This is a genomic window from Pseudomonas sp. B21-012 (assembly GCF_024749305.1).
Classification (GTDB): domain Bacteria; phylum Pseudomonadota; class Gammaproteobacteria; order Pseudomonadales; family Pseudomonadaceae; genus Aquipseudomonas.
In genome coordinates this window covers 4,814,807-4,839,062 of sequence record NZ_CP087197.1, presented here as the reverse complement: position 1 = coordinate 4,839,062, position 24,256 = coordinate 4,814,807, and the positions used below count along the sequence as shown (strand labels likewise).

The window sequence follows — 24,256 nt, the reverse complement described above, 5'->3', positions numbered from 1 at the left end:
ACGGTTCCTTGATCAGTTGCTGCGCGGCGGGCTGTCGGGGGCTTGCAGGGCTTTGTCCGGGCTGATGCTGATCGGCGCGCCCTGGGTGAGTTTCAACTGGCCGGCAGTAACCACCGTTTCGCCGGCCTTGAGCCCCTTGCTGATGATCACCAGGCCATCGCGGCGCTCGCCGGTCTCGACGAAGCGGCGTTCGGCAATCAGGGTTGGCTGGGCGTCGGCGTTGTCTGGCACTTTGCCGTCTTCAGGCTTTTTCGCCGTGGCGACATACACCGAGTTGCCATACAGGGTGTAGGTCACCGCGCTTTCCGGCACCACCACCTGTGGCTGCGGGTCGGGCAGCAAAACCTGCAGGCTGGTGAACATGCCGGGCAGCAGCTTGCCGTCGGGGTTGGCCAGGGTGGCGCGGACCTGCACGTTGCGGGTGCTGTCCTCGACCTTGGGGTTGATCGCGCTGATGCTGCCGGGGAAGTGCTCTTGCGGGTAGGCGGCGACGCTGACCAGCACTTGCTGGCCAATGCTCAGCTTGGGAATCGACTGTTCGGGGACGAAGAAATCGACGTAGAGGCTGCTCAGGTCTTGCAAGGTGGCGATCACCGTGCCGCTGGCCAGGTAGTCGCCAACGTCCACCTGGCGGATGCCGATGGTGCCGCTGAAGGGCGCATTGATGCTCTTTTTTGCCAGCGCCGCCTTGAGTTGATCGACCACTGCCTTGTTGCGCTTGAACTGGGCGCTCAAGCGATCGAACTCACCCTTGGAAATCGCCTGGCTGCCGACCAGCTGGCTGCCGCGGTTGTAGTCGACCTGGGCCAGGCCCAGGTCGGCGAGGGCGGTCCCCAGCAGCGCGGTTTCGACATCGCTGTCCAGTTGCAATAACAACTGGCCCTTGCTGACTTTCTGCCCGGACTCGAACTGCAAGGCCTTGACCGTGCCGGCGATCTCCAGGCTCAGGTCGACCCCTTGCAGCGCCTTGAGGCTGCCCACGGCCGGCAGGCGGTTCTGCCAGGCACGTTCGCTCGCCTCGGTCGCCGCCACGCTGATCGGCGGCTTGGGGGCCGAGAACATCTGGATCTGCTGATAGATGGCAAAGGCCTTGTAGCCCCCCAGGATCAGCACGAGCAGCAAGACAACACCCAACATGATCAGCATGCGGCGGCGCAGCATAGTCCAGTTCCTTGGAGACGAATTGTTGTTCGCTTGGCACGACGACGGGCGATCCTGCCCACGTGCGATGTAGCCGAATATTACTCTGTTGACCGGGCCTGGGAAGCCTGTGTTCCCGGCTATTTTCAGGCCAGGTGCAGGTGGTTGTCCCAGAGCCCGGACGGCAATTGCAGGGGTTGGCCGATCAGTTCGGGCTTGCGGCAATCGTACAGGCGGCAACGGCCTTGGCCTGAGGTCACGACAAAACCGTCGGCCACCGCGCCGACACCGGCGCAATCGGGCATCGGTGCATCAAGGCGTACCTGGGCGCTGTCCAGGTCCCAGATAAACAGCCGGTTGGCCCGTGGCGCGGTCAGGGCCACCAGGCGCAGCTCGTTGTGAATGGCGACGCTGGCGGTGTAGTGGGCCATGGACTGCAATTGCTGCTCGGGCACCGGGAAGGCTTCAAAGGCCTGGCCCGGGCGCTTGATCGCCAGCAGCTCGGCAGTCTCGTGGCTGGCGCCCATGAACTGCTGGCCGGCGACGATGGTGCCGTCGGCGGCAATCGCCAAATGGCGCACGCTGTTCATCTGCTGGCTGAGCACTTCTTTGCTCAGCAGCGTGCCGTCGCGCTGCATCAGCACCAGGCTCGGCTGCATGGCATCGAGGTTCATCTCCACCCGGCTTTCGGCCTCGGTGCGGATGCCGCCGTTGGCCACCACCAGGGTTTCGCCGTCGGGCATCCACGACACCTGGTGCGGGCCGATGCCGTGGGTCGAGATTTCGCCAGCATGGCTCAGGCGCTCGCCGTCGAAACGGTAGACACCGAGTACGCCACGGCCAGGGTCGGTGGTGTCGTTCTCGGTGGCGTAGAGCCATTCGCCGCTCTTGTGGATCACCGCATGGCCGTAGAAATGCCGGTTCGGCTGCGAGGTGATGGTCTGCAGCAAGCGGCCATCGCGCAGGTCGATCAGGTAGCTCTCGGTGCCGGGGCGGCGGGCGACGAACAGGGCAATTGGCTGTTCGGGATGGTTGATGATGTCATGGCAACGCTGGCCCACCTCGGTGGCGAACACCTGGGTGCCGTCCAGGCGGTAGCCGACGGCGTAGTGCTTGCCGTCGCCATCGTCACGCGCCGAGAGCAGCAGCGGCGTGCCGGCCTTGTTGCGAAACAGGGTCCAGCCGCCGAGGGTGAGGGCGCTGAGCACAACGCTACCGAGTTTGAGAGCCTGGCGTCGCAACATGATCAGTCACCGTCGTTGGCGTTGAATCCCAGCTGGATGCCCAGCGCCTTGGCCAGTTCGCCTTCGTGCAGGCGGTGGACGGCGTTGAGGCTGTCGTAAAGGGTGTTCAGCTGCTGGCGGCCGGCTTCGTCGTCGAGCAACTCGCCGAGGGTTTTCTGGTTGCCGGCCAGCAGCTTGGAGGCGTTGGCGTAGGCGGCGTCGATCTTGTCCGCCAAGGCTTGCTGGTCTTTGCCCAGCAGGCCGCGCAGGCCTTTGTTGTCGACCCCGACCCAGACGGTCTGGGCAGCATTGAGGCTGGCTTCCAGGCTTTTCAGCGAGGAGTGGCTGCGCCAGGCCTCAGCCTGCAGCGGCTGCGGGATACCCTTGCTCAGGCGGCCCATGGGCGCGCCGAGTTTCTTCTTCAGGGTATCCAGGGCGGTAACCTGGGCCCGCAGCAGGTCGGCGATGGCCTCGTGGGAATCGGCGTAGCGCTGGTTGGGGAACTTGGTCATCTGCGCGAGCATGCCGTCGGTGCTGTTCCAGCCTTTGAGGATTTCCTCGGCCAGGGCCTTCTGGTGCTCGCCGATGGCCACCAGCAGTGGGCAGTAGCGGGCTTTCTGTTCGGCGTTGGCGGCATCCGGCTTGCTGTCGAAGAGGATGTACTCGTAGGCCGACAGGCCGCGCACGACGACACTGGATTTGCCCAGGGTTTCGGCGTCGAGTGGCTTGTCACCGTTGACCAGTTGCTCGACCTGACGGCCGACCAGGTTCTTCTTGTCGGGCCAGAACTGCACCTGCCAGGCACGGTTGCCTTCGGCCAGCGGGCCGATCAACAGGGGCTGTAACTCGGCCCAGGCTTTTTGCGCATGGAGAAAATCGGCGCGGGCAGTGGCCAGGTCCGCCTTGCCTTCACAGAAGGCCAGGGCGCTGACGGCCAGTTGGCGGTCGGCTTCGACCCAGCGGCTGTAGGTCGGCAGGATCACCTGTTTGGCGATCGCCGCCGAAGTCACCGCTTGCGGGTCTTGCGGCGAGCAGGCGCCGAGGGCGAGGGCGGCAAGGCTGGTGAACAACAGTTTGGGACGGAACATGCCCGGCTCCTTTGCTTAAAGTGAATTCAGGAAAGCCAGCAACGCGGTGCGTTGCCCGGCGTTGAAGCTCAAGACGTACTGTTTGGCCGCTTCGGCTTCGCCACCGTGCCAGAGCACAGCTTCGAGCAGGTTGCGGGCGCGGCCATCGTGAAGAAACTGGGTGTGACCGCTGACGGTCTCGTTCAGGCCGATACCCCACAGCGGCGCGGTGCGCCAGTCCTGGCCGCTGGCGGCGAACTCGCTGCGGTTGTCGGCCAGGCCCGGGCCCATGTCATGCAGCAGCAGGTCGCTGTAGGGGCGGATCAGCTGGTTGGCCAGCTCCGGCTCGGCGGCGTCGCTGGCAGTGGTGAACTGTGGCGTGTGGCAGCCTTGGCAGCCGGCCTGGTGGAACAGGTTCTTGCCGGCCAGCACCTGGGGCGAATCGACGTCCTTGCGCACCGGCACCGCCAGGTTGCGGGTATAGAACAGCACCAGGCGCAGGATGTTGTCGCTGACTTCCTGCTCGCCGTTGGCACCGTTGCCGTTGGCGGCGTTGAGGCAGTCGGTCTGCGCCGGGGTGCAGTCGTCCATTGGCCGCAGGCTGGTGGTCAGGCCCATGTCACCGGAAAACGCGTGAACGTTCTGCTGGTTGAGGTTCGGCTGCCCGGCCTTCCAGCCGAAGCGGCCGACTACGGTCTTGCCCTGGGCATCGTCCCAGACCCGGTTGGCGCGGCCGCGGATGCCATCGCCGTTGCGGTCGTCGGGGTCGGCATTAGCCAGCAGCGCCGCCTCGGGGATGGCCTCGAGCAGACCCAGGCCGATCATCGGCGGGGCGACCCGGGCCGAGAAACGCGTATCGGGGTGCATCGGCCCGTAGCCCAGCTGGGTGATCTGCAGGCGCGGCTTGCGCAGTTCGACCTGGGTGCCGTCCTTGAAGGTGACCAGTTGCGGATCGTACTCGACCCGCACCTTGCCTTCGGGGGCGACGCCCGGCACCGCCATGTCCTGCAACTGACCGCCATACACCGGCTCCGGGACGATGCCCAGTTGCTCGATAACCTTGGTGTACTGCGGCTGATCGGGGATCGACAGGCGCACCAGCATCGACACCGCGTTGGCGGCGTTGGGCCCGGGCGGGTGGCCGCGGCCGTCCTTGATGTGGCAGTTCTGGCAGGCATTGGTATTGAACAGCGGGCCCAGGCCGTCGCGGGCGGTGGTGGTCGACGGGGCCATCACCCAGGGGCTGCGGAAAAAACTGTTGCCGACACTGAAGTCCAGGCGCCGGCTCGGCGGCAGGTTGGCCGAAGGCATGGAATAGGCGTTCTGGTCGCGCTTGTTCACCGTCGCCTTGCCACCGGCCAGCGCTTCACCGGGCTCGGCCTGGGTGAATCGCGGGGCGTCGTCGCAACCGGCCAGAACGGCGACCAGAAGCAGGGGGCTGAGGCGGGGAAGCAACGAGGACATCAATAATCCTGGGGCTTGGGCAAAAAACCGGCGTGCAAGCTTAGCAGGCTCAGGGTAATTGAATAAGAGGGATTTGCGTTTGCTCGATGAAATCTATCGCGGGGCAAGCCGGCTACTACAGTGGACCTGCCTGCACCAATCCTGTGGGAGCGGGCTTGACCCGCGATGATGCGCATAAAGAAGGCGACCCGAAGGTCGCCTCTATCAAGCCGCCGCTGAATCAGAACTCGTGATCAGCGGTGTCCGGTGCCAGGTTGGCGATGCCCAGTTTGCTTGCGGCCTGTTCGATCGCACCGGTCTGCTTGACCAGGGCGGCGATGGCGTCACGCACGATCTGGTTGCCGGCAGCGTTGTCGGCCGCGATCAGCTGGTCGTAGTGCTCGCCTTTGGCGGCATGGTCGACCATCACCTGGATCTTGGCTTCGGTTGCTTGCAGGTCGGCCTTGAGGGTGGTGTCGGTGGCGGCGTCGATCTTGGCCACCAGCGACGACAGGCTCGGGCCGCTCAGCTTGGTGCCGTCGGTGCGGGTGTACTCGCCCAGGTAGACGTTGCGGATGCCCTTGGCGTCATAGAAGTGCGAGTTGTGGGTGTTGTCGCTGAAGCAGTCCTGCTCGTCTTCAGGCGAATTGGCTTCCAGGGAAACCTTCATGCGCTCGCCAGCCAGTTCGCCCAGCGACAGGCTGCCCATGCCGAACAGCATCTTGCGCAGGCCGTCGGCCACTGGCTCGGCTTCGAGGGTGGCACGGTAGTTGGTGGCAACGTTCGGTGCCCAGTTGCCGACCATTTCCTCGAGGTCGTTGACCAGCAGTTGGGTCACGGCTTTGAGGTAGGCACGGCGGCGCTCGTTGTGGCCGCCGGTAGCGCCCTGGCCTTCCAGGTAGTCGGAGGCAGGACGGGCGCCGGCGCCCGGGCCGGTGCCGTTGAGGTCCTGGCCCCAGAGCAGGAATTCGATGGCGTGGTAACCGGTGGCAACGTTGGCTTCGGAGCCGCCCAGCTCGTTCAGGCTGGCGAGCTTCTCCGGGGTGATGTCCTTGACGTCAACCTTGTCTTCGCCGACCTGAACCTGGGTATTGGCGATGATGTTGGCGGTCGCGCCAGGGTTGCCCAGAGCATGCTCGTAGCTCTTGTCGACGTAGTCGATCAGGCCTTCGTCCAGCGGCCAGGCATTCACCTGGCCTTCCCAGTCGTCGATGATGGTGTTGCCGAAGCGGAACACTTCGCTCTGCAGGTATGGCACACGGGCAGCGACCCAGGCGGCTTTGGCGGCGTTCAGGGTTTCGTCGCTGGGCTTGGCAAGGAAGGCGTCGATCGCGGTTTGCAGGGTCTTGGCGGTGCTCAGCGAGTCGCTGTAGACGGCGTGGACCATGTCGGCGTAATGCTTGACCACGGCTTTGGCCGCTGCCTCGTCGACGGCGCCAGCGGCAGCAGGGGCGGTAGCCGAAGTGGTGGCCGGGGCTTGCGGTGCGGCGGCTTTGTCCTTGTCCTTGCTGTCGCCGCAACCGGCGAGAGAGATGGCAATGGCCAACAGACTGGCGGTGGCCAGAGGCATACGAATCATGGCGAATTCCTGCGTCGAGAGGTTGGACAGGCGTACCGGGGGCACGCAAAACTGCAACATAATGCGAAAGATTTGCATTTTGTGTAAAGGGGCAGTCACGTAAATATTCAAATGCGTGTTTCGGCCACTTCGGGCAATGCGTACAGGGGTTAGAGAATCGAAACCTGGTTGCGCTGAGCCTGTTTGAGGAATGCGGTCAGCTCTCGCGCTGGCAAGGGTTTGCTGTAGTGGTAGCCCTGGCCTTCATGACAACCTTGGGCAATGATGTAGGCCTCCTGTTCCGCCGTCTCGACCCCTTCGGCAATGACCTGCATGCCCAGGCTCTTGCCCAGCTGGATGATGGCGCGGACGATGGTGGCGTCGTCGTCGTCATCGAGCAGGTCCTGGACGAAGCTCTTGTCGATCTTGATCTTGTCCAGCGGCAGCGACTTCAGGTAGCTGAGCGACGAGTAGCCGGTGCCGAAGTCGTCAATGGCAATCAGCGCCCCGGAGCGGCGCAGGCTCAGCAGGTGCTGGGCAGCGGTGCTGATGTCTTCCATCAGGCCGGTCTCGGTGACTTCCAGCTCCAGGCTGCGCGGCGGCAGGCGGTAGATCTGCAGCAGGTTGTTGACCACTCGCGGCAACTCGTTGTGGTGCAGTTGCACGGTCGACAGGTTGACCGCCATGCGCAGTTCGCTGAAGCCCTGATCGTGCCAGTCGCGTAGTTGCCGGCAAGCCTGGTCGAGCACCCATTCGCCGATGCTGATGATGTTGCCGTTCTGCTCGGCCAGGGGGATGAACTGGTCCGGCGGGACCATGCCCAGTTCCGGATGCTGCCAGCGCAACAGCGCCTCGACACCGACCACGCGATGGTCGCGGTAGCTGATCTGTGGCTGGTAGACCAGGAACAGCTGGTTGCGCGGCAGCGCTTCGCGCAGGTCTTTTTCCAGCTCGCGGCGCCGGCGCATCTCGCTGTCGACACTGGCGATGTAGAACTGGTAGCGGTTGCGCGAGCGGGCCTTGGCCAGGGTCATGGTCTGCTCGGCCTTTTGCAGCAACTTCTCGGTGCTGTCGCCGTCTTCGGGGAACAGGGTGATGCCGATGGTCGCGCGCAGGCGGATTTCCTGATGGTCGAGGGCGAACGGCGCCTCGAGGTCATCGAGAATGCTCTGGGCCAGCTCCGCCGCTTCGTAGGGCTGCTCGATATCGGCCTGGACCAGGGCGAACTGGTCGCCGCCCAGGCGGGCCAGGGCACCGAGGCGGCCACTGTGGGCGCGCAGGCGGTCGGCCAGGGCCAGCAGCAACTGGTCGCCGGCCTGGTAGCTGAACTGCTCGTTGATGCCCTTGAAGTCGTCAAGGCCCACGCACAGTACCGCCACCCGGCGTTGCAGGCGCCCGGCGTCGACGAGGATCTTGTCCAGTTGCTGCTGCAGTTGCTGGCGGTTCGGCAGGCCGGTGAGAAAGTCGTACTGGGCCATGCGCAACAGGCTGTTCTCGGCTTCATGGCGCAGGTGGGTATTGCGCTCGATCGAGGCCAGCAACTGGTTGGCGGTATTGACCCACAGGCCCAGCTCGTTCTTTTCGTGGCCCTTGATCAGCGGCAACTGGTGCTGGCTGGGACGGTCGGGGTTGATCTGGGTGAGGTGCTCGATGATCTTCGACAGCGGCTTGGTCAGCATCCAGTGATAGACCAGGTACAGCACCAGGCCCATGGCCAGGGCGCGCAGCACGCCAGAAATGAAGATGATCACTGAACTGACCAGGAAGCCCTCGCCGTAGGAGGCGGTGTCGAGGGTGATGCTCAGGTCGCCGTAATATTCGCTATAGGGGCCACGGCCGACCAGCTGGGTGGTGAAGTTGCGCTCCTGGCCGAGAATCAGGTCGGTCAGCCAGCGGCTGGAAACCTCCTGCAGCGGGCGGGATTTTTCCGCCAGCATGGTCTCGTTGGGATGGCCGATGGAGGCCATGCGCACGGACTCGTCCTGGAACAAGCCCTCCATGACCTGCATGCCCATTTCCTTGTCCAGGCTGTACACCGCCTGGGTCGAAGGGTCGCGGAACATGTCGAGGATCCGTTGGGCGTCATTGGCGACGGCCTGGCGGGTCTTGTAGGCATCAAAGACGATCTGCGCACAACTGAGAACTACACCGACGACCAACGCCGAGAGCAGTACTACCCTGAGCAACTTGACCGATAAGCTGTTCTTGAGTTCCAGCTTCAATGGGGTTTCCTTAATCCATGCGCATGGCATCATTTTGCCATCAAACTTGGCAATCCACTATCGGCCGTCAACAGGACTTCTCCAGCTCCTTGACGGTGCATTTTGCACCAGGAGCAGGTTGGTTGGCTGCCGTCACTGTATCGGTTGCCCGGCCTCGCGACTTTAATCCGTGGCAACGAGTTTCCCAACGTTTGATGTTAGCGTGCTCTGCGTGCGCGGCAAGATGCACGGCGCCTGAATAGGATGAAAAATGTTGCAGCGCAGACGCGCATAAAAAAGCCCACCGCTAGGGTGGGCTTTTCGCGCGCTCAATACCTTGTGCAAGGTATTGCTCAGCAGCCGGCTCAGGCAGTGAAGGTTTTGCCTTCGAACTGCTCGGCGACGAACTTCCAGTTGACCAGGTTCCAGAACGCTTCGACGTACTTCGGACGCACGTTACGGTAGTCGATGTAGTAGGCGTGTTCCCAGACGTCGCAGGTCAGCAGCGGGGTGTCGCCGTTGGTCAGCGGGTTGCCGGCGCCGATGGTGCTGGCCAGGGCCAGGGAACCGTCGGATTTTTTCACCAGCCAGCCCCAACCGGAACCGAAGGTGCCGACCGAAGTCTTGGTGAACTCTTCCTTGAACTTGTCGAACGAACCGAACGCGGCGTTGATGGCTTCAGCCAGGGCGCCGGTTGGTTGGCCGCCGGCGTTTGGCGCCAGGCAGTTCCAGTAGAAGGTGTGGTTCCAGACCTGAGCGGCGTTGTTGAAGATACCGCCCGAGGAAGTCTTGACGATCTCTTCCAGGGTCTTGCCTTCGAACTCGGTGCCTGGCACCAGGTTGTTCAGGTTCACGACATAGGTGTTGTGGTGCTTGTCGTGGTGGTATTCCAGGGTTTCCTTGGAAATGTGCGGCTGCAGGGCGTCGTGGGCGTAAGGCAGCGGCGGCAATTCAAAAGCCATGGTGATTCTCCTAATCAGGTCTGTTGCGGTGAGCGCAAGGCCGATCACGGGCGGCCGGTGTGCGTCGGCGAGTTTGTACTCTTTGCGACGCAAGGGCTGGATCATAGCACCGGGCCCGGTGCATAACCACGCAACAAGTGTACGGGAAAGAGGTTCCAGAGCCTTTGCCGGTGCCGGACGAGCGGCACCTCAGGTAAAGATCAGCTGCGCCGCCACGGCAAACATCATCACCGCCACCATCAGGTCGAGCAGCCGCCAGGTGCCTGGGCGCGCCAGCCACGGGGCCAGCCAGGCGGCGCCCAGGGCGAGGGTGAAAAACCACAGCAGCGAGGCGCTGGCGGCGCCGGCCACGTAAGCGCCGGGCACGGTCTGCTGGGCGCCCAGCGAGCCGATCAGCAATACCGTGTCGAGGTACACATGGGGGTTGAGCAGGGTTACCGCCAGGGCGCTGAGCAGCACCGCCCGACGCGAACGCAAGCCCTGGCCTTCGCCCTGTTGCAGGCTTTGTTGCGAGCAGGCGCGCAGCAGCGCCTTGGCGCCGTACCAGATCAGAAACACCGCGCCACCCCAGCGCGCCACCGCCAGCAGGGTCGGGTTTTGCGCCAGCACCGTGGCCAGGCCAAACACGCCCGCGGCCACCAGGATCGCATCGCAGACCACACACAGCGCCGCCACCGGCAGGTGATGTTCGCGGCGCAGGCTCTGTGCCAGGACAAAGGCGTTTTGCGTGCCGATCGCCATGATCAGGCCGAAGGCGACCAACAGGCCGTTCAGGTAGCTTTGCCACATAAGGGGAACTCCACAAGACACCCGCAGGGCGCGGGCGCAAATACAAAGAAGATGCTGGCCATTGTGGGGATTTCCTCTGTATAAGAAAAACAAATAAAGCTGATCTGGCATTAGGAAAAATAATGTTCGATTACAAACTGCTGTCTGCCCTCGCCGCCGTGATTGAACAGGCCGGTTTCGAGCGCGCCGCCCAGGTGCTGGGCTTGTCGCAGTCGGCGATTTCCCAGCGCATCAAGTTGCTCGAGGCGCGCGTTGGCCAGCCGGTGCTGGTGCGCGCCAATCCGCCGAGCCCCACCGATGTCGGCCGGCGCCTGCTCAACCATGTGCAACAGGTGCGCCTGCTTGAGCGCGATCTGCAGAGCCAGGTGCCAGCGCTGGATGCAGAGGGCGTGCCCGAGCGCCTGCGCATCGCCCTCAATGCCGACAGCCTGGCGACCTGGTGGGCAGGCGCTGTGGGCGAATTCTGTGCCGATCAGCAGGTGTTGCTCGACCTGGTGGTCGAAGACCAGGAAGTCGGCCTCAAACGCATGCGCGCCGGCGAAGTGGCAGCCTGCCTGTGCGGCAGCGAGCGGCCGGTGGCCGGCGCACGCAGCCTGTTGCTCGGCGCCATGCGCTACCGGGCGCTGGCCAGCCCGGCGTTCATGGCCCGCTACTTTCCAGCCGGTTTCGCTGCCGCGCGGCTGTCGCGCACGCCGGCGCTGGTGTTCGGGCCGGATGACTTTCTTCAGCACCGTTACCTGGCCTCGTTAGGTATTCAGGACGGTTTCCTCCATCACCTGTGCCCGTCGTCCGAAGGCTTCTTGCGCATGACCGAAGCGGGCCTGGGCTGGGGCCTGGTGCCGGAACTGCAGGTGCGCGATCAGCTGGCCAGCGGGCGCCTGGTAGAAATATCCGCGGATAAACCCATCGACGTGCCCTTGTACTGGCATCATTGGCGCAATGGCGGGCAGTTGCTCGGCCAACTGACGGATCACCTGCGCCTGACGGCCGGGCAGTGGCTGGTGCCCTTGTAGGCATTGGCGGCGTCAGCAGTATCTGAAAAACCTGTTTTAGGCGGAGTGCTACATGCAAATTCTGGTCACCGGCGCGAGCGGCTTCATAGGCGGGCGCTTTGCGCGCTTTGCCCTGGAGCAGGGCTTTGACGTTCGGGTCAACGGCCGCCGCGCCGAAGGCGTCGAGCACCTGGTGCGACGCGGCGCGCAGTTCATCCCGGGTGACCTTGGCGATCCGGACCTGGCCCGACGCCTGTGCCAGGGCGTCGAGGCGGTGGTGCATTGCGCCGGTGCGGTGGGCAACTGGGGGCGTTACCAGGACTTTTACCAAGGCAACGTGGTGGTCACTGAAAACGTTGTCGAGGCTTGCCTGAAGGAGCATGTGCGGCGCTTGGTGCACCTGTCTTCGCCGTCGATCTATTTCAATGGCCGCTCGCAGTTGGGCATTACTGAAGACCAGGTGCCACGGCGCTTTCATGACCATTACGGGGCCACCAAGCACCTGGCCGAACAGAAGGTCTTCGGCGCCCAGGAGTTTGGCCTCGAAGTGCTGGCCCTGCGTCCGCGCTTTGTCACCGGCGCGGGTGATGTGAGCATCTTCCCGCGCTTGCTGCAGATGCAGCGCAAGCGGCGCCTGGCGATCATCGGCAATGGCCTGAACAAGGTCGACTTCACCAGCGTGCAGAACCTCAACGAAGCGCTGATCAGTGCCTTGCTCGCCGATAACGCGGCGCTTGGCCAGGCCTACAACATCAGCAACGGTCATCCCTTGCCGCTGTGGGATGTGGTCAATTATGTGATGCGGCAAATGCACCTGCCGCAAGTCACCCGCTACCGTTCCTACGGCCTGGCCTACAGCCTTGCAGCCTTGAACGAAGGCGCCTGCCTGCTCTGGCCGGGCCGCCCGCAGCCGACCCTGTCACGCTTGGGGATGCAGGTGATGAGCAAGGACTTCACCCTCGACATCAGCCGCGCCCGGCAGTTTCTTGATTACCGCCCCAGCGTCAGCCTGTGGTCGGCACTGGATGAGTTCTGCGGCTGGTGGAAAGCCCAGGACCTTGCGTCCGGCCAGCACTGAACCCGATCACGGCTTTGCGGTCGATCAGTGCGCAGATCAGGCTTTATACTAATGACCATTTGCTATCACCGTGGTTGAAGGGATCCCATGCGTAACAATGCCCCAGATGATTTCGATAACGTACCGACCTTGAGTGCCGGTAGCCGTGACGACGATGATGTTGTCCCGGTTGCCGGCGTGCGTCGTGGCGGTGCGGCGGCTGTGCATGCTCAGCCCAAGGCGGCCAGCAGCGGCCCGTTGTGGGCATTGCTCGGCGCCTCGTTCATTGCCCTGGCGGGCCTTGGCTGGTGGAGCTTTCAGCAGATTTCGCTGATGGAACAGCAACTGGTTGCCACCCAGGAAAGCTTTGCCCGCATCAGTGAAGAAGCGGCGGGGCGCCTGCAGGCAATCAGCGGCAAGGTGGCGGCCAGCGAGAGCAGTGTCAGCACCGACAGCGAAGCCCTGAAGCTGCAGATCAGGCAGTTGCAGGCGAGCCTGACCGAGCAGGGCAAGCAACAGCAGGGTGTAGCCGGGCAGACCGGTGACCTGGGTAAACGCCTGGAGCAAGTGCTGGCGCAGGCCAGCGAACAGCAAGCGGCCAATGCCAAATTGCAGGAGCAGTTGCAGGCCCAGCTCAAGCGTGTGAACGAGGAGCTGGCCGCATTGAAGACGGCCCAGGTGGATGGCGGCAAGCTTGAAGGTGAGCTCAAGAGCCTGAACGCTGATGTGGCAGCCTTGAAGAAGCAGGGCAACCCTTCAGCGGCGATTCAGCGCCTGGAGCAGGACCTGATCGTGCTCAAGAGCGAGCAGGAGAACCGCCCGGCGCCTGCGGCCAGCAGCGGTGCCTCGACGGCGGAGTTTGATGCGTTTCGTGGCCAGGTGACGCGCAATATCAATACCCTGCAAAGCCAGGTGCAGAACCTGCAACAGCAGATCAACGCCCGGCCTTGAGAGCCTCATCGCGTTCAGCACCTACAGCCGCGGATAATCGATGTAACCCACTGGCCCCTTGCCATAGAAGGTCTCCGGATGCGCTTCGTTCAGTGGCGCATCCGCCGCCAGCCGCGCCGGCAGGTCCGGGTTGGCAATGAACGGAATGCCGAAGGCCACCGCATCGGCTTTACCGCTGGCCAGCGCTGTGTTGGCGCTGGCCTTGGTGAAGCGCTCGTTGACGATATACGGGCCGCCAAAGGCTTCTTTGATCAGTGCGCCGATGCTGTCGTCGGCTTCCTTCTCCCGCGAGCAGATGAAGGCGATGCCGCGCTTGCCCAGTTCGCGCGCCACATAAGTGAAAGTCTCGGCGCGGTTGGCGTCGCCCATGTCATGGGAGTCGGCGCGCGGTGCCAGGTGTACACCCACCCGTTGCGCGCCCCAGACTTCGCTCACCGCGTCAGTCACTTCCAGCAACAGCCGAGCACGGTTTTCCAGCGAACCGCCGTACTGGTCATCGCGCTGGTTGGTGCTGCTCTGCAGGAACTGGTCGATCAGGTAGCCGTTGGCCGCGTGCACTTCAACGCCATCGAAACCGGCCGCCTTGGCATTCTCGGCGCCGGTACGGTAAGCCTCGACAATGTCGGCGATTTCTGCGGTTTCCAGTGCCCGCGGGGTCGGGTAATCGGCCAGTGGACGCACCAGGCTGACATGGCCTTTGGGCTGGATGGCGCTCGGCGCGACCGGGGTTTCACCATTGAGGTAGCTGGGGTGAGAGATCCGCCCTACGTGCCACAGCTGCAGGAAAATCCGCCCGCCGGCGCCATGCACGGCCTTGGTCACGTTGGTCCAGCCGCGCACCTGGTCGTTGGACCAGATGCCCGGGGTGTCCGGGTAGCCGACGCCCATGGGCGTCACCGAGGTCGCTTCGCTGAGGATCAGGCCGGCGCTGGCGCGCTGCACGTAGTACTCGGCCATCAGCGCGTTGGGCACCCGGCCTTCATCGGCGCGGCAGCGGGTCAGCGGGGCCATGATGATGCGGTTCGGCAGCACGAGGTCGCCGAGGGTGATCGGATCAAAAAGCGTCGTCATAAATACCTCAAGGCTTATCAGTGAGTGGCAGGTGCCAGTTCGGCTTTTTTGCCGCTCTGGCTGAAGGTGATCAGGGTGACGATCAGCGCCAGTACCGCCAGCGCTGCGGCGGCCAGGGGCACGCGGGTCAGGCCCAGGCCCTGGGCGATGACGGTGCCGCCGACCCAGGCGCCAAGGGCGTTGCCCAGGTTGAAGGCGCCGATGTTCAGGGTCGAGACCAGGTTCGGCGCGGCCTTGCCGAAGGTCACCACGTTGACTTGCAGGGCAGGCACGGCGGCAAAGGCGGCGGTGGCCCAGAGGAACAGGGTGATTTCGGCCGGAATCAGCGCGACGCTGGTCCAGCTCAGCACGGTGGAGACCACCGCCATGCTAGCGAATACGCCGACCAGGGTGGCGCCCAGGCGCTTGTCGGCCAGCTTGCCGCCGACGATATTGCCCAGGGTCAGGCCGACGCCGATCAGCAGCAGGGTCCAGGTCACGCCCCGTGGCGAAACGCCGGTGACGTCGCCAAGCAGCGGCGCGACGTAGGTGAACAAGGCGAACATCGAGGCTGAGAACAGTACAGTCATCGACAGCGACAGCCAGATGCCGGCGCCTTTGAGCGCAGCCAGTTCGGCGCGCATGTCGAGTTTTTCTTCGTCATGGCGAAACGGCAGGAAGCGGATCAGGCCGATCAAGGCAATCACGCCGATCACGGTTACCGCCCAGAAAGTCGAGCGCCAGCCGTATTCCTGACCCAGCGCGGTGCCCAGCGGCACACCCAGCACGTTCGCCAGAGTCAGGCCGGTGAACATCAGGGCCACGGCCGAGGCGCGGCGGTTGGCCGGCACCAGGCTGGCCGCGACCACCGAGCCGATTCCGAAGAAGGCACCGTGGCACAGGGCGGTCACCACCCGGGCGAACATCAGCAGGTTGTAGTCGCTGGCCACCGCACACAGCAGGTTGCCGACGATGAACACGCCCATCAGCGCAATCAGCGCCGCTTTACGCGGCAGGCGCGAGGTGGCCAGGGCCATGAACGGCGCACCGATGGCCACGCCCAGGGCGTAACCGGTGACCAGCCAGCCGGCACCGGGAATCGACACACCCAGGTCTGCCGCCACGTCGGGCAGCAGACCCATGATGACGAACTCGGTGGTACCGATGGCGAAGGCGCTGAGCGCCAGGATTATCAGCGAAAGGGGCATTGCAAGGTCCTTGTCAGAGCTCTTGGCTCATCTGCTGGAGGAAAGCCTGGATGGTTTCCTCGTTGCGTTTGAAAAAATGCCACTGGCCAATCTTCTGGCTGCTGATCAGGCCCGCGCGCTGCAGGGTCGCCAGGTGGGCAGAAACGGTCGACTGCGACAGGCCGCAGCGTTGATCGATCTGCCCGGCACACACACCGTGTTCGGTGCTGTGGTGCTGGTCGGGGAACTGCGCGTCGGGGTCCTTCAGCCAGTTGAGGATTTCTCGCCGTACTGGGTGGGCCAGGGCTTTTATTATTTCGTCGAGATCGAGAGGCATGGTTGGGCTCGTGGTTGTGTAGCGGTATATCGCGATGGGACGAAATATAAATCGGTATTTCGCGATATACAAATATGATGTGGTTCTGAGCTCAGCGTAAATCGCTATATCGGGTTATAACGATATAGGTGCCGGGGTGCTAGAATCCCAGTCCATGAACTACCTCGCACACCTTCACCTTGGCGGTCAGCAGCCCGAGCAATTGCTCGGCAGCCTCTATGGCGATTTCGTCAAAGGGCCGCTGCAGGGGCGCTTTGCCCCGTCGCTGGAAGCAGCGATTCGTTTGCACCGGCAGATCGACGTCTACACCGACAGCCATCCACTGGTGCTGGCGGCCCTGGCGCGTTTTCCGCGGCAGCGGCGGCGTTATGCCGGGATCATCCTCGATGTGTTTTTCGACCACTGCCTGGCCTTGCACTGGCAGGACTACGCTGAGCAGCCATTGGGTCAGTTCACCGACCGGGTCTACCAGGTCCTCGCCGCCGAGCCGGCCTTGCCTGGGCGCCTGGCGCAAATCGCGCCGTACATGGCCGCCGATGACTGGCTGGGGTCTTACCGCGAATTCGCGGCGCTCGAACAAGTGTTTCGCGGCATTGCCCGGCGCCTGTCACGGCCCGAAGGCATGGACGGTGCGATAGAGGAGGTGACGGCGCTGTACCAGCCATTGCTGAATGACTTTCGCAATTTCTACCCAGAGCTTCAGCGCTTTGCCCGGGCCAATACCTAGGCGGCCCTGGCCCGGCGTTGTGGCTGGGCAACCGGTTCGCTGCCGAACAGTGTCTGCTGGATTACCTGCTGCGCCTTGAACGCCAGGGCGGCGCGTTCTTCGCCGGCGCTGGCAATTGGCGCGAGCAGATGGATCTCGACCTCCGCGCAATCATTGGCAAACAGCCGGAACAGGTGCGAGAGCAAATCGTCATTACCGATAAACGGTGCGATCGCATCGCTCTGGCCGTTGCGCAGGTAGCGCAGGGCGACCGGCTGCAACGGGGTTTGCTTATCGATGGCACTGGCCAGCAGGCGCCCATGAAAGGTGCGCAGGCTGCGCCCGTCAGTGGTGGTGCCTTCGGGGAAAATCAACAATGCGCTGCCTTGTTGCAGGTGCTGGCTGATCTGCTGGCGCAGTAGCTGGCTGTCGTTACCACCGCGGCGGATAAATAGAGTGCCGGCCTTGAGCGCCAGCCAGCCGGCAATCGGCCAGGTGCGCACTTCGGCCTTGGACAGGAACGACAGCGGCGCAAGCATGCCCAGCAACGGGATGTCGGTCCAGGACACATGGTTGCTGACCCACAGCATCGGTTGCTGCGGCACCTGGCCCACCACCCGCACCTTGAACGGCAGGGCGTTGCTCAGCCTGGCCATGAACAGCTGCGACCAGCGCTGCCGGCGCTCGGTCGAGGCCGGTACGCGCAGGCGCTCGTAGAGGGTGAACAGCGCGGCCATGGCCAGGCCGAACAGCACCACCAGCAGCACCCGGACCACGCGCCCATAGACGCGCAGGCGCTGCATCAGACCGCCGCCTTGAAGTGCCGGGCATAGCGCGGGCACAGCTCGTCGCGCTTGAGCAGGATGAACACGTCGGCGACCTGGAAGTCTTCGTCCCAGCACGGCTCGCCGCAGATCTTCGCCCCCAGGCGCATATACGCCTTGAGCAGCGGCGGCATCTCGGCGATGACGTTACCCGGCAGGGCCAGGCTTGGCAGCGGATTTTTCGGTTCGGCGCGCAGGTGCTCGGTGCACAGGTAACGTTCGCGCAGGCGTTGCATGATCGCATGGGCCTGCACGCCGCCATCCTGCATGGGGATGCTGGCGCAACCCATCAGGTAGCTGTAGCGGCCCTCGTTGAGCACTTCGGCGAGTTCCGCCCAGAGCACGGCGATGGTGCCGCCGTTGCGGTAGGCCGGGTCGACGCAGGTGCGCCCCAGTTCGAGGATCGGCCCTTGCAGGTGGCCGAGGCCGTGCAGGCTGAATTCCTCTTCGCTGTAGAAGCGCCCCAGGCTGCTGGCAGCCTGATGGTCGAGCAGGCGGGTGGTGGCGACCAGGCGTCCGCTGGTCAAGTCGCGCACGCCGATGTGGCGGCAATGAATGTCGTAGTCATCCATGTCCAGGCCCAGTTCGGCGCCTTTGAGCTTGGCCTTGAATTCACCGCTGAATACGCTGAACCTCAGGGCCTGGGCTTCCTGCAGGGCTGCCGGGCCGACCAGGCGTTCGGCTTGCAGACGGCGTTCAGTGCTGTTGTCGCCAGAGCGAGCGATCCGAGTCATTGCGTGTCTCCATAAGCCAGCCATGGGGTTGCGGCCGGTCGACTTTGTTGTGCAAAGTCAGCCTAGGTAGATGCGGTGTCACCCCCGTGAACAATTGGTGATGCTTGTATGACAGCCCTCAAGGAGCGCTTCGATGGCCTGGCTGCAACGACTCAACGACCGACAGCGACACCCCCAGGCGGCCACGCTGGCCGATACCTATTCCACCTTGCTGGCACGCCTGGGCACGGTCAGCCCGTTCGAGCTGGCGGTGCTCGGTGCACGCGCCATGGCCACCCCGGGCCTGGCGTTTCTGCTCGGCTACCAGGCGGCCCTGCGGGTACTGTGGCCGAGCGCGCCGCCGAGCCTCGGCGCCCTGTGCGCCAGCGAGCGGCGCAGCGTGCGTCCGGCCGACATGCAGGTGCGCCTGGATGACCTGCGCCTGAGCGGCAGCAAGGACTTCGTCACCGCCGGGCTGGATGCCGAATGGCTGCTGGTGGCGGCGCGCTGCGAGCCACAAGGGCAGGCGCCTGAGCTGAGCCTGGCGGTGGTTTATGCCGGCGAGCCCGGGGTGCGCCTCGAACCGCTGCCGGCCTTGCCATTGATGCCGGAGGTCGGCCATGCCCGCCTGCACCTGCAAGGGGCGTTGTGCGAACGGCTGGCGGGCGATGGCTGGGATGCCTACGTCAAACCCTTCCGCTCCTTGGAAGACCTCTACGTGCTCAGTGCCCTGTGCGCCTGGCTGTATGGCGTCGGCCAGGAAACAGGCTGGGCGCAAAACCTGCAACTGCGCCTGATTGGCTTGCTCGGCGCCTGTGCCGAAAGCACCCGCCAATGCGCGGAGGCTTCAGCCAGCCATTTACTGCTGGGCGGCCTGTTCGCGCAGTTCAACGCCATGAAGGAGGAGATCAACCAGGCGCTGCTGGCCAGCCCTGGTGAATGGGCAAGCCTGTGGCAGCGCGACCAGGGCCTGCTGGAAATCGCCAGCGCTGCCCGGGCCAAGCGTTTGGCCAAGGCCTGGGCTGCCGCCGGACTGTCATGAAACGCTGGCAGGCTGGGCAAACCCTGGCCTTGAGTAAGCGGCATGAGCAACGTGGCGTGGTGGATGCTGGCGCTGTTGGCCTTGAGCAAGGCCGTGCCAGCGCAGGAGTTGTGGCCTGTACCTGACTGGACCGTTGCGCCCGCGGCCAACCGTAGCGCCTGGCAGGCGGTGGAGCGTTATGCCTTCGCCCCTCGCGATGATCAGCAGCGCCAGGGCGTACGCACCGACGCGCTGCTGGTGATCGCCGACGGGCGCATTGTCTATGAACGCTATGCCGCGCCCAGCAGCGCTGCAACCGCGCACCTGACCTGGTCGATCAGCAAGAGCGTGCTGGCGACCCTGCTCGGCGTCGCCCACGGCGAAGGCCGCTTTGACCTGCACGATCCGCTGGCGCGTTTCTACCCGCCGATGCGCGCCCATCCCCAGGTGCGCATCGAAGACCTGCTGCACTGGGCCAGCGGCCTGGACTGGCAGGAAGACTACGAGTACGCGCCGCTCAAGTCCTCGGTGGTGGCAATGCTCTACACCCGCGGGCGCGGCGACATGGCCGGCTACACCGCAGCCAGACCCGAAGCGGCCAGCGCCGGGCAGCGTTTTCTTTACTCCAGTGGCGACAGCAATGTGCTGGCGGCGGCCTTGCGCGGCATGCTCGGCGAAGCTGACTATGCGAATTATCCCTGGCACGCCTTGTTCGAGCCCCTGGGCATCAGCAGTGCGGTCTGGGAGCGTGACGCTAAAAACACCCTGGTGGGTTCCTCCTACCTGTACATGAGCGCCCGCGACCTGGCCCGTATCGGCCTGTTGATGCTGCGCGAAGGCCGCTGGCAGTCGCGCCAGCTACTGTCCAGCGACTGGGTGGCGTTCAATCGCCAGCCGTTCCTGCCGGCCACCGCCCAGCCGGGTGAAGCCAACCCGGGTGGGCACTGGTGGCTCAACCAGCCGCTGCCCGGCAGCCCGCGACCCTGGCCGGATGCGCCGGCCGATACCTACGCAGCCCTCGGGCACTGGGGGCAGGCGCTGTATGTGCTGCCGGCGCAGAAGCTGGTGATCGTGCGCTACGCCGATGATCGCGATGCCAGTTATGCCCACAACGAACTGCTCAAGCGGGTACTGGCTGCGGTCGATGAGGTGCGGCCATGAAGCGCGTGTTGCTGGTGCTGGTGCTGCTGGCAGGCGCCTGGGCCTGGTACGAACGCCAGGCGCTGGCAGACTTTCCCGGGATTCTCAGTGCCTATTCGGCCAAGGAGTACTGCTCGTGCCGTTATGTCATGGGTTTCGATCCACAGTACTGTCGCAGCTACGTGCAGCAGTACCTGCCGCTCAGCCGCCTGGACGAAGACGCGCAGCAGCGGCTGATCAGCGCTGCCGGCCTGGGGGTGGAGAATCATGCGCAGTGGCTGGGGCCGCGCGAGGGCTGTCGCTTGCTGCCGTGAAGGCAGCCGGGTAAGGTTGACGACCATTGTGTTACAGGATTTCACATGTTCAGTCTGCCGCGTCTTCTGCTTGCCCTGCTGGTCGTCTTGAGTCTCCCTGCCCAGGCCAACTGGCACCTGGACGGCGAATCGTCGCGCCTGTCGTTCGTCTCTAGCAAGAATGGCGACACCGCCGAGGTGCATCGCTTCCTCGTCCTGCATGGCAAGGTCGATCGCAAGGGCGCCGCCGAGCTGCTGATCGAGATGGACTCCAACAGCAGCAGTGTGCCGCTGCGTGACGAGCGCATGCGCAAGGAGCTGTTCGAGTTCAGCAAATTTCCCGAGGCCAAGGTCAACGCACAGATCGACCTGCGTCCGATCAACGACCTGGCCAATGGCGCCCAGGTCGAACTGCGCCTGCCGGTGACGGTCAGCCTGCATGGCAAGCAGCACAGCTACAGCGCCCTGTTGCTGGCGACCCGCCTGGATGAGCGGCGCTTTCAGGTGGTCACCCTGGAGCCGTTGATGCTGCGCGCCGATGATTTCGATCTGCTCCCAGGCCTTGCCACCCTGCGCAAGCTGGCCGGGCTCAAGTCCATCAGCCCGTCGGTGCCGGTGGCTGCGGTGCTGATCTTTACGGCGCGCTGAGATGGCCGGACCGGTCTTTCCCTGGCGCGATGGCAATCAGTTCGAGCTATTGATCGACGGTCCCGAGTTTTTCCCGCGCATGCTTACCGCAATCGTGCGCGCCGAGCACCAGGTGGACCTAGAGCTGTACCTGGTGGAGGCGGGCGCCTGCGCCGAAACCATGGTCCAGGCCCTGGTGCAGGCCGCCGAGCGCGGTGTGCAAGTGCGTTGCCTGTTCGATGACTACGGCTCGCTGGCTTTTACCCTGAGCCTGCGCCAGCGCTTGCTGGCCGCTGGCGTCGAGCTGCGCTGGTACAACCGCCTGCGCTGGCGCCGGGGCTTGCGCAACCTGTATCGCGACCACCGCAAGCTGCTGCTGGTCGACCAGCATTGGGCGGTGGTGGGTGGCACCGGCGTTACCGACCAGTTCTGGACCCCCAACGAAGACGTCAGCGAGTGGCACGAAGTGATGGTGCAGATGCAAGGCCCGCTGGTGGCCGACTGGCAGATGCTCTTCGACCGCCAGTGGCGGGCCAACCTACGCCGCACCGCCTGGCGGCCGCCAACCCACTTCGGCCTGCCGCGTTTGCCGCCGATCCCGCTCAGTGGCGCCGGCCTGGGCCGCGTGGCCTATGCCGACGCCCGCCAGCACCGGGACATTCTGCAGTCGCTGGTGCGCGCGCTGAACAGCGGCCAGCGGCGCATCTGGCTGGCCACGCCGTACTTCTTGCCGACCTGGAAAGTGCGCCGTTCCCTGCGCCGTGCTGCTTCCCGCGGCGTCGATGTGCGTTTGCTGCTGACCGGGCCGCGTACCGATCACCCGTCGGTGCGCTATGCCGGCCATCGCTATTACCCGCGGCTGCTGCGCGCCGGGGTGAAGATCTTCGAGTACCAGCCGTGCTTCCTGCACCTGAAGATGGTGCTGGTGGATGACTGGGTGAGCATCGGCTCGTGCAACTTCGACCACTGGAACCTGCGCTTCAACCTCGAAGCCAACGTCGAAGCCATCGACCCACCCCTGACCGCCGACGTGGCGGCGAGCTTTGAGCGCGACTTTGCCCAGAGCCTGGCCGTGGACCTTGCCCACTGGCATGCGCGACCGTTGTGGAAGCGGGTGCAGCAACGCTTGTGGGGCTGGCTCGACCGGCTGGTGGTCAACATGCTCGATCGGCGCGATTGAGCCTGAGGCCGGTTGGCGGTCAATGGTGTCCTTGTTCGTCAGCGATGAGGTCCGTACAGGCAACAAAAAAGCGGCAGGGGAATAATCCACCTGCCGCTTTCTTGTACCAGCAAACCTTGAGGCTTACTTCACTTCCACCGCCAGGCTTTCAGCGATCTTGTGCTGCCAGATCGCAGGGCCGGTGATGTGTACCGACTCGCCGTTGCTGTCGACCGCGACGGTGACCGGCATGTCCTTGACCTCGAACTCGTAGATCGCTTCCATGCCCAGTTCGGCAAAGGCCAGGACCTTGGACTTCTTGATCGCCTGGGCCACCAGGTAGGCAGCGCCGCCGACGGCCATCAGGTACACGGCCTTGTTGTCCTTGATCGCTTCGATGGCGGTCGGGCCGCGCTCGGATTTGCCGATCATGCCCAGCAAGCCGGTCTGCTCGAGGATCTGCCGGGTGAACTTGTCCATCCGCGTTGCGGTGGTCGGGCCGGCCGGGCCAACCACTTCGTCACCGACCGGATCAACCGGGCCGACGTAGTAGATGAAGCGACCCTTGAGGTCGACCGGCAGTTCTTCGCCCTTGTTGAGCATCTCGACCATGCGCTTGTGCGCAGCGTCGCGACCGGTGAGCATCTTGCCGTTGAGCAGGATGGTCTCGCCCGGCTTCCAGCTCTGCACGTCTTCCGGGGTCAGGGTGTCGAGGTTGACGCGGCGGGCCGATGGGCCGGCTTCCCAGACGATCTCCGGGTAGGCGTCCAGCGATGGCGCTTCCAGGTCGGCCGGGCCGGAACCGTCGAGCACGAAATGGGCGTGACGGGTGGCGGCGCAGTTGGGGATCATGCACACCGGCAACGAGGCGGCGTGGGTCGGGTAATCCATGATCTTGACGTCGAGCACGGTGGTCAGGCCGCCCAGGCCCTGGGCGCCGATGCCCAGCTGGTTGACCTTGTCGAACAGCTCCAGGCGGATCTCTTCGATGCGGTTCTGCGGGCCACGGGCCTTGAGCTCGTGGATGTCGATGGACTCCATCAAGACTTCCTTGGCCATCACCGCGGCTTTCTCGGCGGTACCGCCGATGCCGATACCGAGCATGCCCGGTGGGCACCAGCCGGCACCCATGGTCGGAACGGTCTTGAGTACCCAGTCGACAATCGAGTCGGACGGGTTGAGCATGGCCATCTTCGACTTGTTCTCGGAGCCGCCGCCCTTGGCCGCTACGTCCACTTCCACGGTGTTGCCCGGGACGATGGAGTAGTGGATGACCGCCGGGGTGTTGTCCTTGGTGTTCTTACGCGCGCCGGCCGGGTCGGCCAGGATGGATGCACGCAGGACGTTTTCCGGCAGGTTATAGGCGCGGCGCACGCCTTCGTTGATCATGTCGTCCAGGCTCATGGTCGCGCCGTCCCAGCGCACATCCATACCGACGCGCACGAACACGGTAACGATACCGGTGTCCTGGCAGATCGGCCGGTGGCCGGTGGCGCACATGCGCGAGTTGATCAGGATCTGGGCGATGGAATCGCGCGCAGCCGGCGACTCTTCACGCAGATAGGCCTCATGCATGGCCTGGATGAAATCAACGGGGTGGTAGTACGAAATGAACTGCAGGGCGTCGGCAACGCTCTGAATCAGGTCGTCTTGCTTGATCACGGTCATGCAGCGCGCTCCTCTTAAAGACGGGAACATTCATTAAGGTATTCCGACGCGGACTGGCCGAGGTGTCGAAACGACCTTCAACAGGCGCCAACGCAAGGCTGTCGGCGCAAAAAAGGCGCGGCAGTATAGCGCGCATCCGCGGTTGGCA

Annotated in this window: 23 protein-coding genes; 9 read left to right on the top strand and 14 right to left on the bottom strand. The window is 64.2% G+C overall.

Features of this window, described 5'->3' with window-relative positions; genetic code table 11:
• Positions 1-12: 12 nt before the first annotated feature.
• The 8 genes from LOY37_RS22050 to LOY37_RS22015 form a co-directional block, all read right to left on the bottom strand.
• Entirely contained in the window at positions 13-1,161 is a 1,149-nt protein-coding gene (locus tag LOY37_RS22050; RefSeq protein ID WP_045197392.1) for an efflux RND transporter periplasmic adaptor subunit, read from the bottom strand.
• A 125-nt stretch (positions 1,162-1,286) separates the two neighbouring features.
• The gene (locus tag LOY37_RS22045; RefSeq protein ID WP_045197394.1) at positions 1,287-2,384 is read right to left on the bottom strand and encodes a DUF1513 domain-containing protein; all 1,098 of its coding nucleotides are present in this window, start codon (positions 2,382-2,384) and stop codon (positions 1,287-1,289) included.
• A gap of 2 nt (positions 2,385-2,386) precedes the next feature.
• A complete protein-coding gene (locus LOY37_RS22040) occupies positions 2,387-3,451 on the bottom strand; it encodes an imelysin family protein (RefSeq protein ID WP_258715726.1) in 1,065 nt (354 codons plus the stop codon).
• A 15-nt stretch (positions 3,452-3,466) separates the two neighbouring features.
• A complete protein-coding gene (locus LOY37_RS22035) occupies positions 3,467-4,894 on the bottom strand; it encodes a di-heme oxidoredictase family protein (protein WP_258715725.1) in 1,428 nt (475 codons plus the stop codon).
• A 220-nt stretch (positions 4,895-5,114) separates the two neighbouring features.
• Positions 5,115-6,452, bottom strand: coding sequence for an imelysin family protein (locus LOY37_RS22030; protein WP_093387302.1), 1,338 nt, complete (start codon positions 6,450-6,452; stop codon positions 5,115-5,117).
• 149 nt (positions 6,453-6,601) lie between these two features.
• Positions 6,602-8,683: a putative bifunctional diguanylate cyclase/phosphodiesterase gene (locus LOY37_RS22025; RefSeq protein ID WP_404944436.1), complete on the bottom strand. Its 2,082-nt coding sequence runs from the start codon at positions 8,681-8,683 to the stop codon at positions 6,602-6,604.
• Positions 8,684-8,997: 314 nt separating this feature from the next.
• Positions 8,998-9,594, bottom strand: a complete 597-nt coding sequence (locus LOY37_RS22020; RefSeq protein ID WP_045197403.1) for a superoxide dismutase — start codon at positions 9,592-9,594, stop codon at positions 8,998-9,000.
• Positions 9,595-9,783: 189 nt separating this feature from the next.
• Positions 9,784-10,383: a LysE/ArgO family amino acid transporter gene (locus LOY37_RS22015; RefSeq protein WP_045197405.1), complete on the bottom strand. Its 600-nt coding sequence runs from the start codon at positions 10,381-10,383 to the stop codon at positions 9,784-9,786.
• A 122-nt stretch (positions 10,384-10,505) separates the two neighbouring features.
• Between LOY37_RS22015 and LOY37_RS22010 the strand changes: the two genes are divergently transcribed.
• The 3 genes from LOY37_RS22010 (at position 10,506) to LOY37_RS22000 (ending at position 13,383) form a co-directional block, all read left to right on the top strand.
• Positions 10,506-11,396 carry a LysR family transcriptional regulator ArgP gene (locus LOY37_RS22010; RefSeq protein ID WP_258715724.1) on the top strand — a complete coding sequence of 297 codons (891 nt, stop codon included), beginning with the start codon at positions 10,506-10,508 and terminating at the stop codon, positions 11,394-11,396.
• Positions 11,397-11,448: 52 nt separating this feature from the next.
• Positions 11,449-12,453: an NAD(P)-dependent oxidoreductase gene (locus LOY37_RS22005; protein ID WP_045197409.1), complete on the top strand. Its 1,005-nt coding sequence runs from the start codon at positions 11,449-11,451 to the stop codon at positions 12,451-12,453.
• Between the two features lie 87 nt (positions 12,454-12,540).
• Entirely contained in the window at positions 12,541-13,383 is an 843-nt protein-coding gene (locus LOY37_RS22000) for an ATPase (protein WP_258715723.1), read from the top strand.
• Positions 13,384-13,404: 21 nt separating this feature from the next.
• Here the strand turns inward: LOY37_RS22000 and LOY37_RS21995 are convergent, their stop codons facing one another.
• From LOY37_RS21995 to LOY37_RS21985, 3 genes are read right to left on the bottom strand one after another with little or no spacing between them, the layout of a single operon-like run.
• Entirely contained in the window at positions 13,405-14,454 is a 1,050-nt protein-coding gene (locus tag LOY37_RS21995) for an alkene reductase (RefSeq protein ID WP_093379878.1), read from the bottom strand.
• A gap of 17 nt (positions 14,455-14,471) precedes the next feature.
• Positions 14,472-15,641, bottom strand: coding sequence for an MFS transporter (locus tag LOY37_RS21990; RefSeq protein ID WP_093379882.1), 1,170 nt, complete (start codon positions 15,639-15,641; stop codon positions 14,472-14,474).
• A gap of 13 nt (positions 15,642-15,654) precedes the next feature.
• Positions 15,655-15,957, bottom strand: coding sequence for a helix-turn-helix transcriptional regulator (locus LOY37_RS21985; protein ID WP_038998919.1), 303 nt, complete (start codon positions 15,955-15,957; stop codon positions 15,655-15,657).
• 154 nt (positions 15,958-16,111) lie between these two features.
• Here LOY37_RS21985 and LOY37_RS21980 point away from each other — a divergent pair, with 154 nt between their 5' ends.
• Entirely contained in the window at positions 16,112-16,684 is a 573-nt protein-coding gene (locus LOY37_RS21980; protein ID WP_258715722.1) for an ACP phosphodiesterase, read from the top strand.
• On the opposite strand, the gene LOY37_RS21975 is transcribed toward LOY37_RS21980, so the two are convergent.
• Both LOY37_RS21975 and olsB read right to left on the bottom strand, forming a co-directional pair.
• A complete protein-coding gene (locus LOY37_RS21975; RefSeq protein WP_258715721.1) occupies positions 16,681-17,466 on the bottom strand; it encodes a 1-acyl-sn-glycerol-3-phosphate acyltransferase in 786 nt (261 codons plus the stop codon). The genes LOY37_RS21980 and LOY37_RS21975 overlap by 4 nt on opposite strands.
• The gene (olsB, locus tag LOY37_RS21970; RefSeq protein ID WP_093379894.1) at positions 17,466-18,221 is read right to left on the bottom strand and encodes an L-ornithine N(alpha)-acyltransferase; all 756 of its coding nucleotides are present in this window, start codon (positions 18,219-18,221) and stop codon (positions 17,466-17,468) included. The genes LOY37_RS21975 and olsB overlap by 1 nt, the downstream gene beginning before the upstream one ends.
• 133 nt (positions 18,222-18,354) lie before the next feature.
• On the opposite strand from olsB, the gene LOY37_RS21965 reads away from it, so the two are divergent.
• The 5 genes from LOY37_RS21965 to LOY37_RS21945 all read left to right on the top strand — a co-directional run bounded on the left by LOY37_RS21965 (position 18,355) and on the right by LOY37_RS21945 (position 22,461).
• Positions 18,355-19,242 (top strand): acyl-CoA dehydrogenase family protein, encoded by an 888-nt coding sequence (locus LOY37_RS21965; RefSeq protein WP_258607942.1) that lies wholly within the window; start codon positions 18,355-18,357, stop codon positions 19,240-19,242.
• A gap of 63 nt (positions 19,243-19,305) precedes the next feature.
• Positions 19,306-20,382: a serine hydrolase domain-containing protein gene (locus LOY37_RS21960; protein ID WP_408980733.1), complete on the top strand. Its 1,077-nt coding sequence runs from the start codon at positions 19,306-19,308 to the stop codon at positions 20,380-20,382.
• Positions 20,379-20,675 carry an amidase gene (locus tag LOY37_RS21955; protein ID WP_258715719.1) on the top strand — a complete coding sequence of 99 codons (297 nt, stop codon included), beginning with the start codon at positions 20,379-20,381 and terminating at the stop codon, positions 20,673-20,675. Before LOY37_RS21960 ends, LOY37_RS21955 begins: the two co-directional genes overlap by 4 nt.
• Before the next feature lie 45 nt (positions 20,676-20,720).
• Positions 20,721-21,302 carry a YceI family protein gene (locus LOY37_RS21950; protein ID WP_045197427.1) on the top strand — a complete coding sequence of 194 codons (582 nt, stop codon included), beginning with the start codon at positions 20,721-20,723 and terminating at the stop codon, positions 21,300-21,302.
• Position 21,303: 1 nt separating this feature from the next.
• A complete protein-coding gene (locus LOY37_RS21945) occupies positions 21,304-22,461 on the top strand; it encodes a phosphatidylserine/phosphatidylglycerophosphate/cardiolipin synthase family protein (protein WP_258715718.1) in 1,158 nt (385 codons plus the stop codon).
• Between the two features lie 123 nt (positions 22,462-22,584).
• On the opposite strand, the gene LOY37_RS21940 is transcribed toward LOY37_RS21945, so the two are convergent.
• Positions 22,585-24,108 (bottom strand): fumarate hydratase, encoded by a 1,524-nt coding sequence (locus LOY37_RS21940; protein WP_045197431.1) that lies wholly within the window; start codon positions 24,106-24,108, stop codon positions 22,585-22,587.
• Positions 24,109-24,256: the final 148 nt, after the last annotated feature.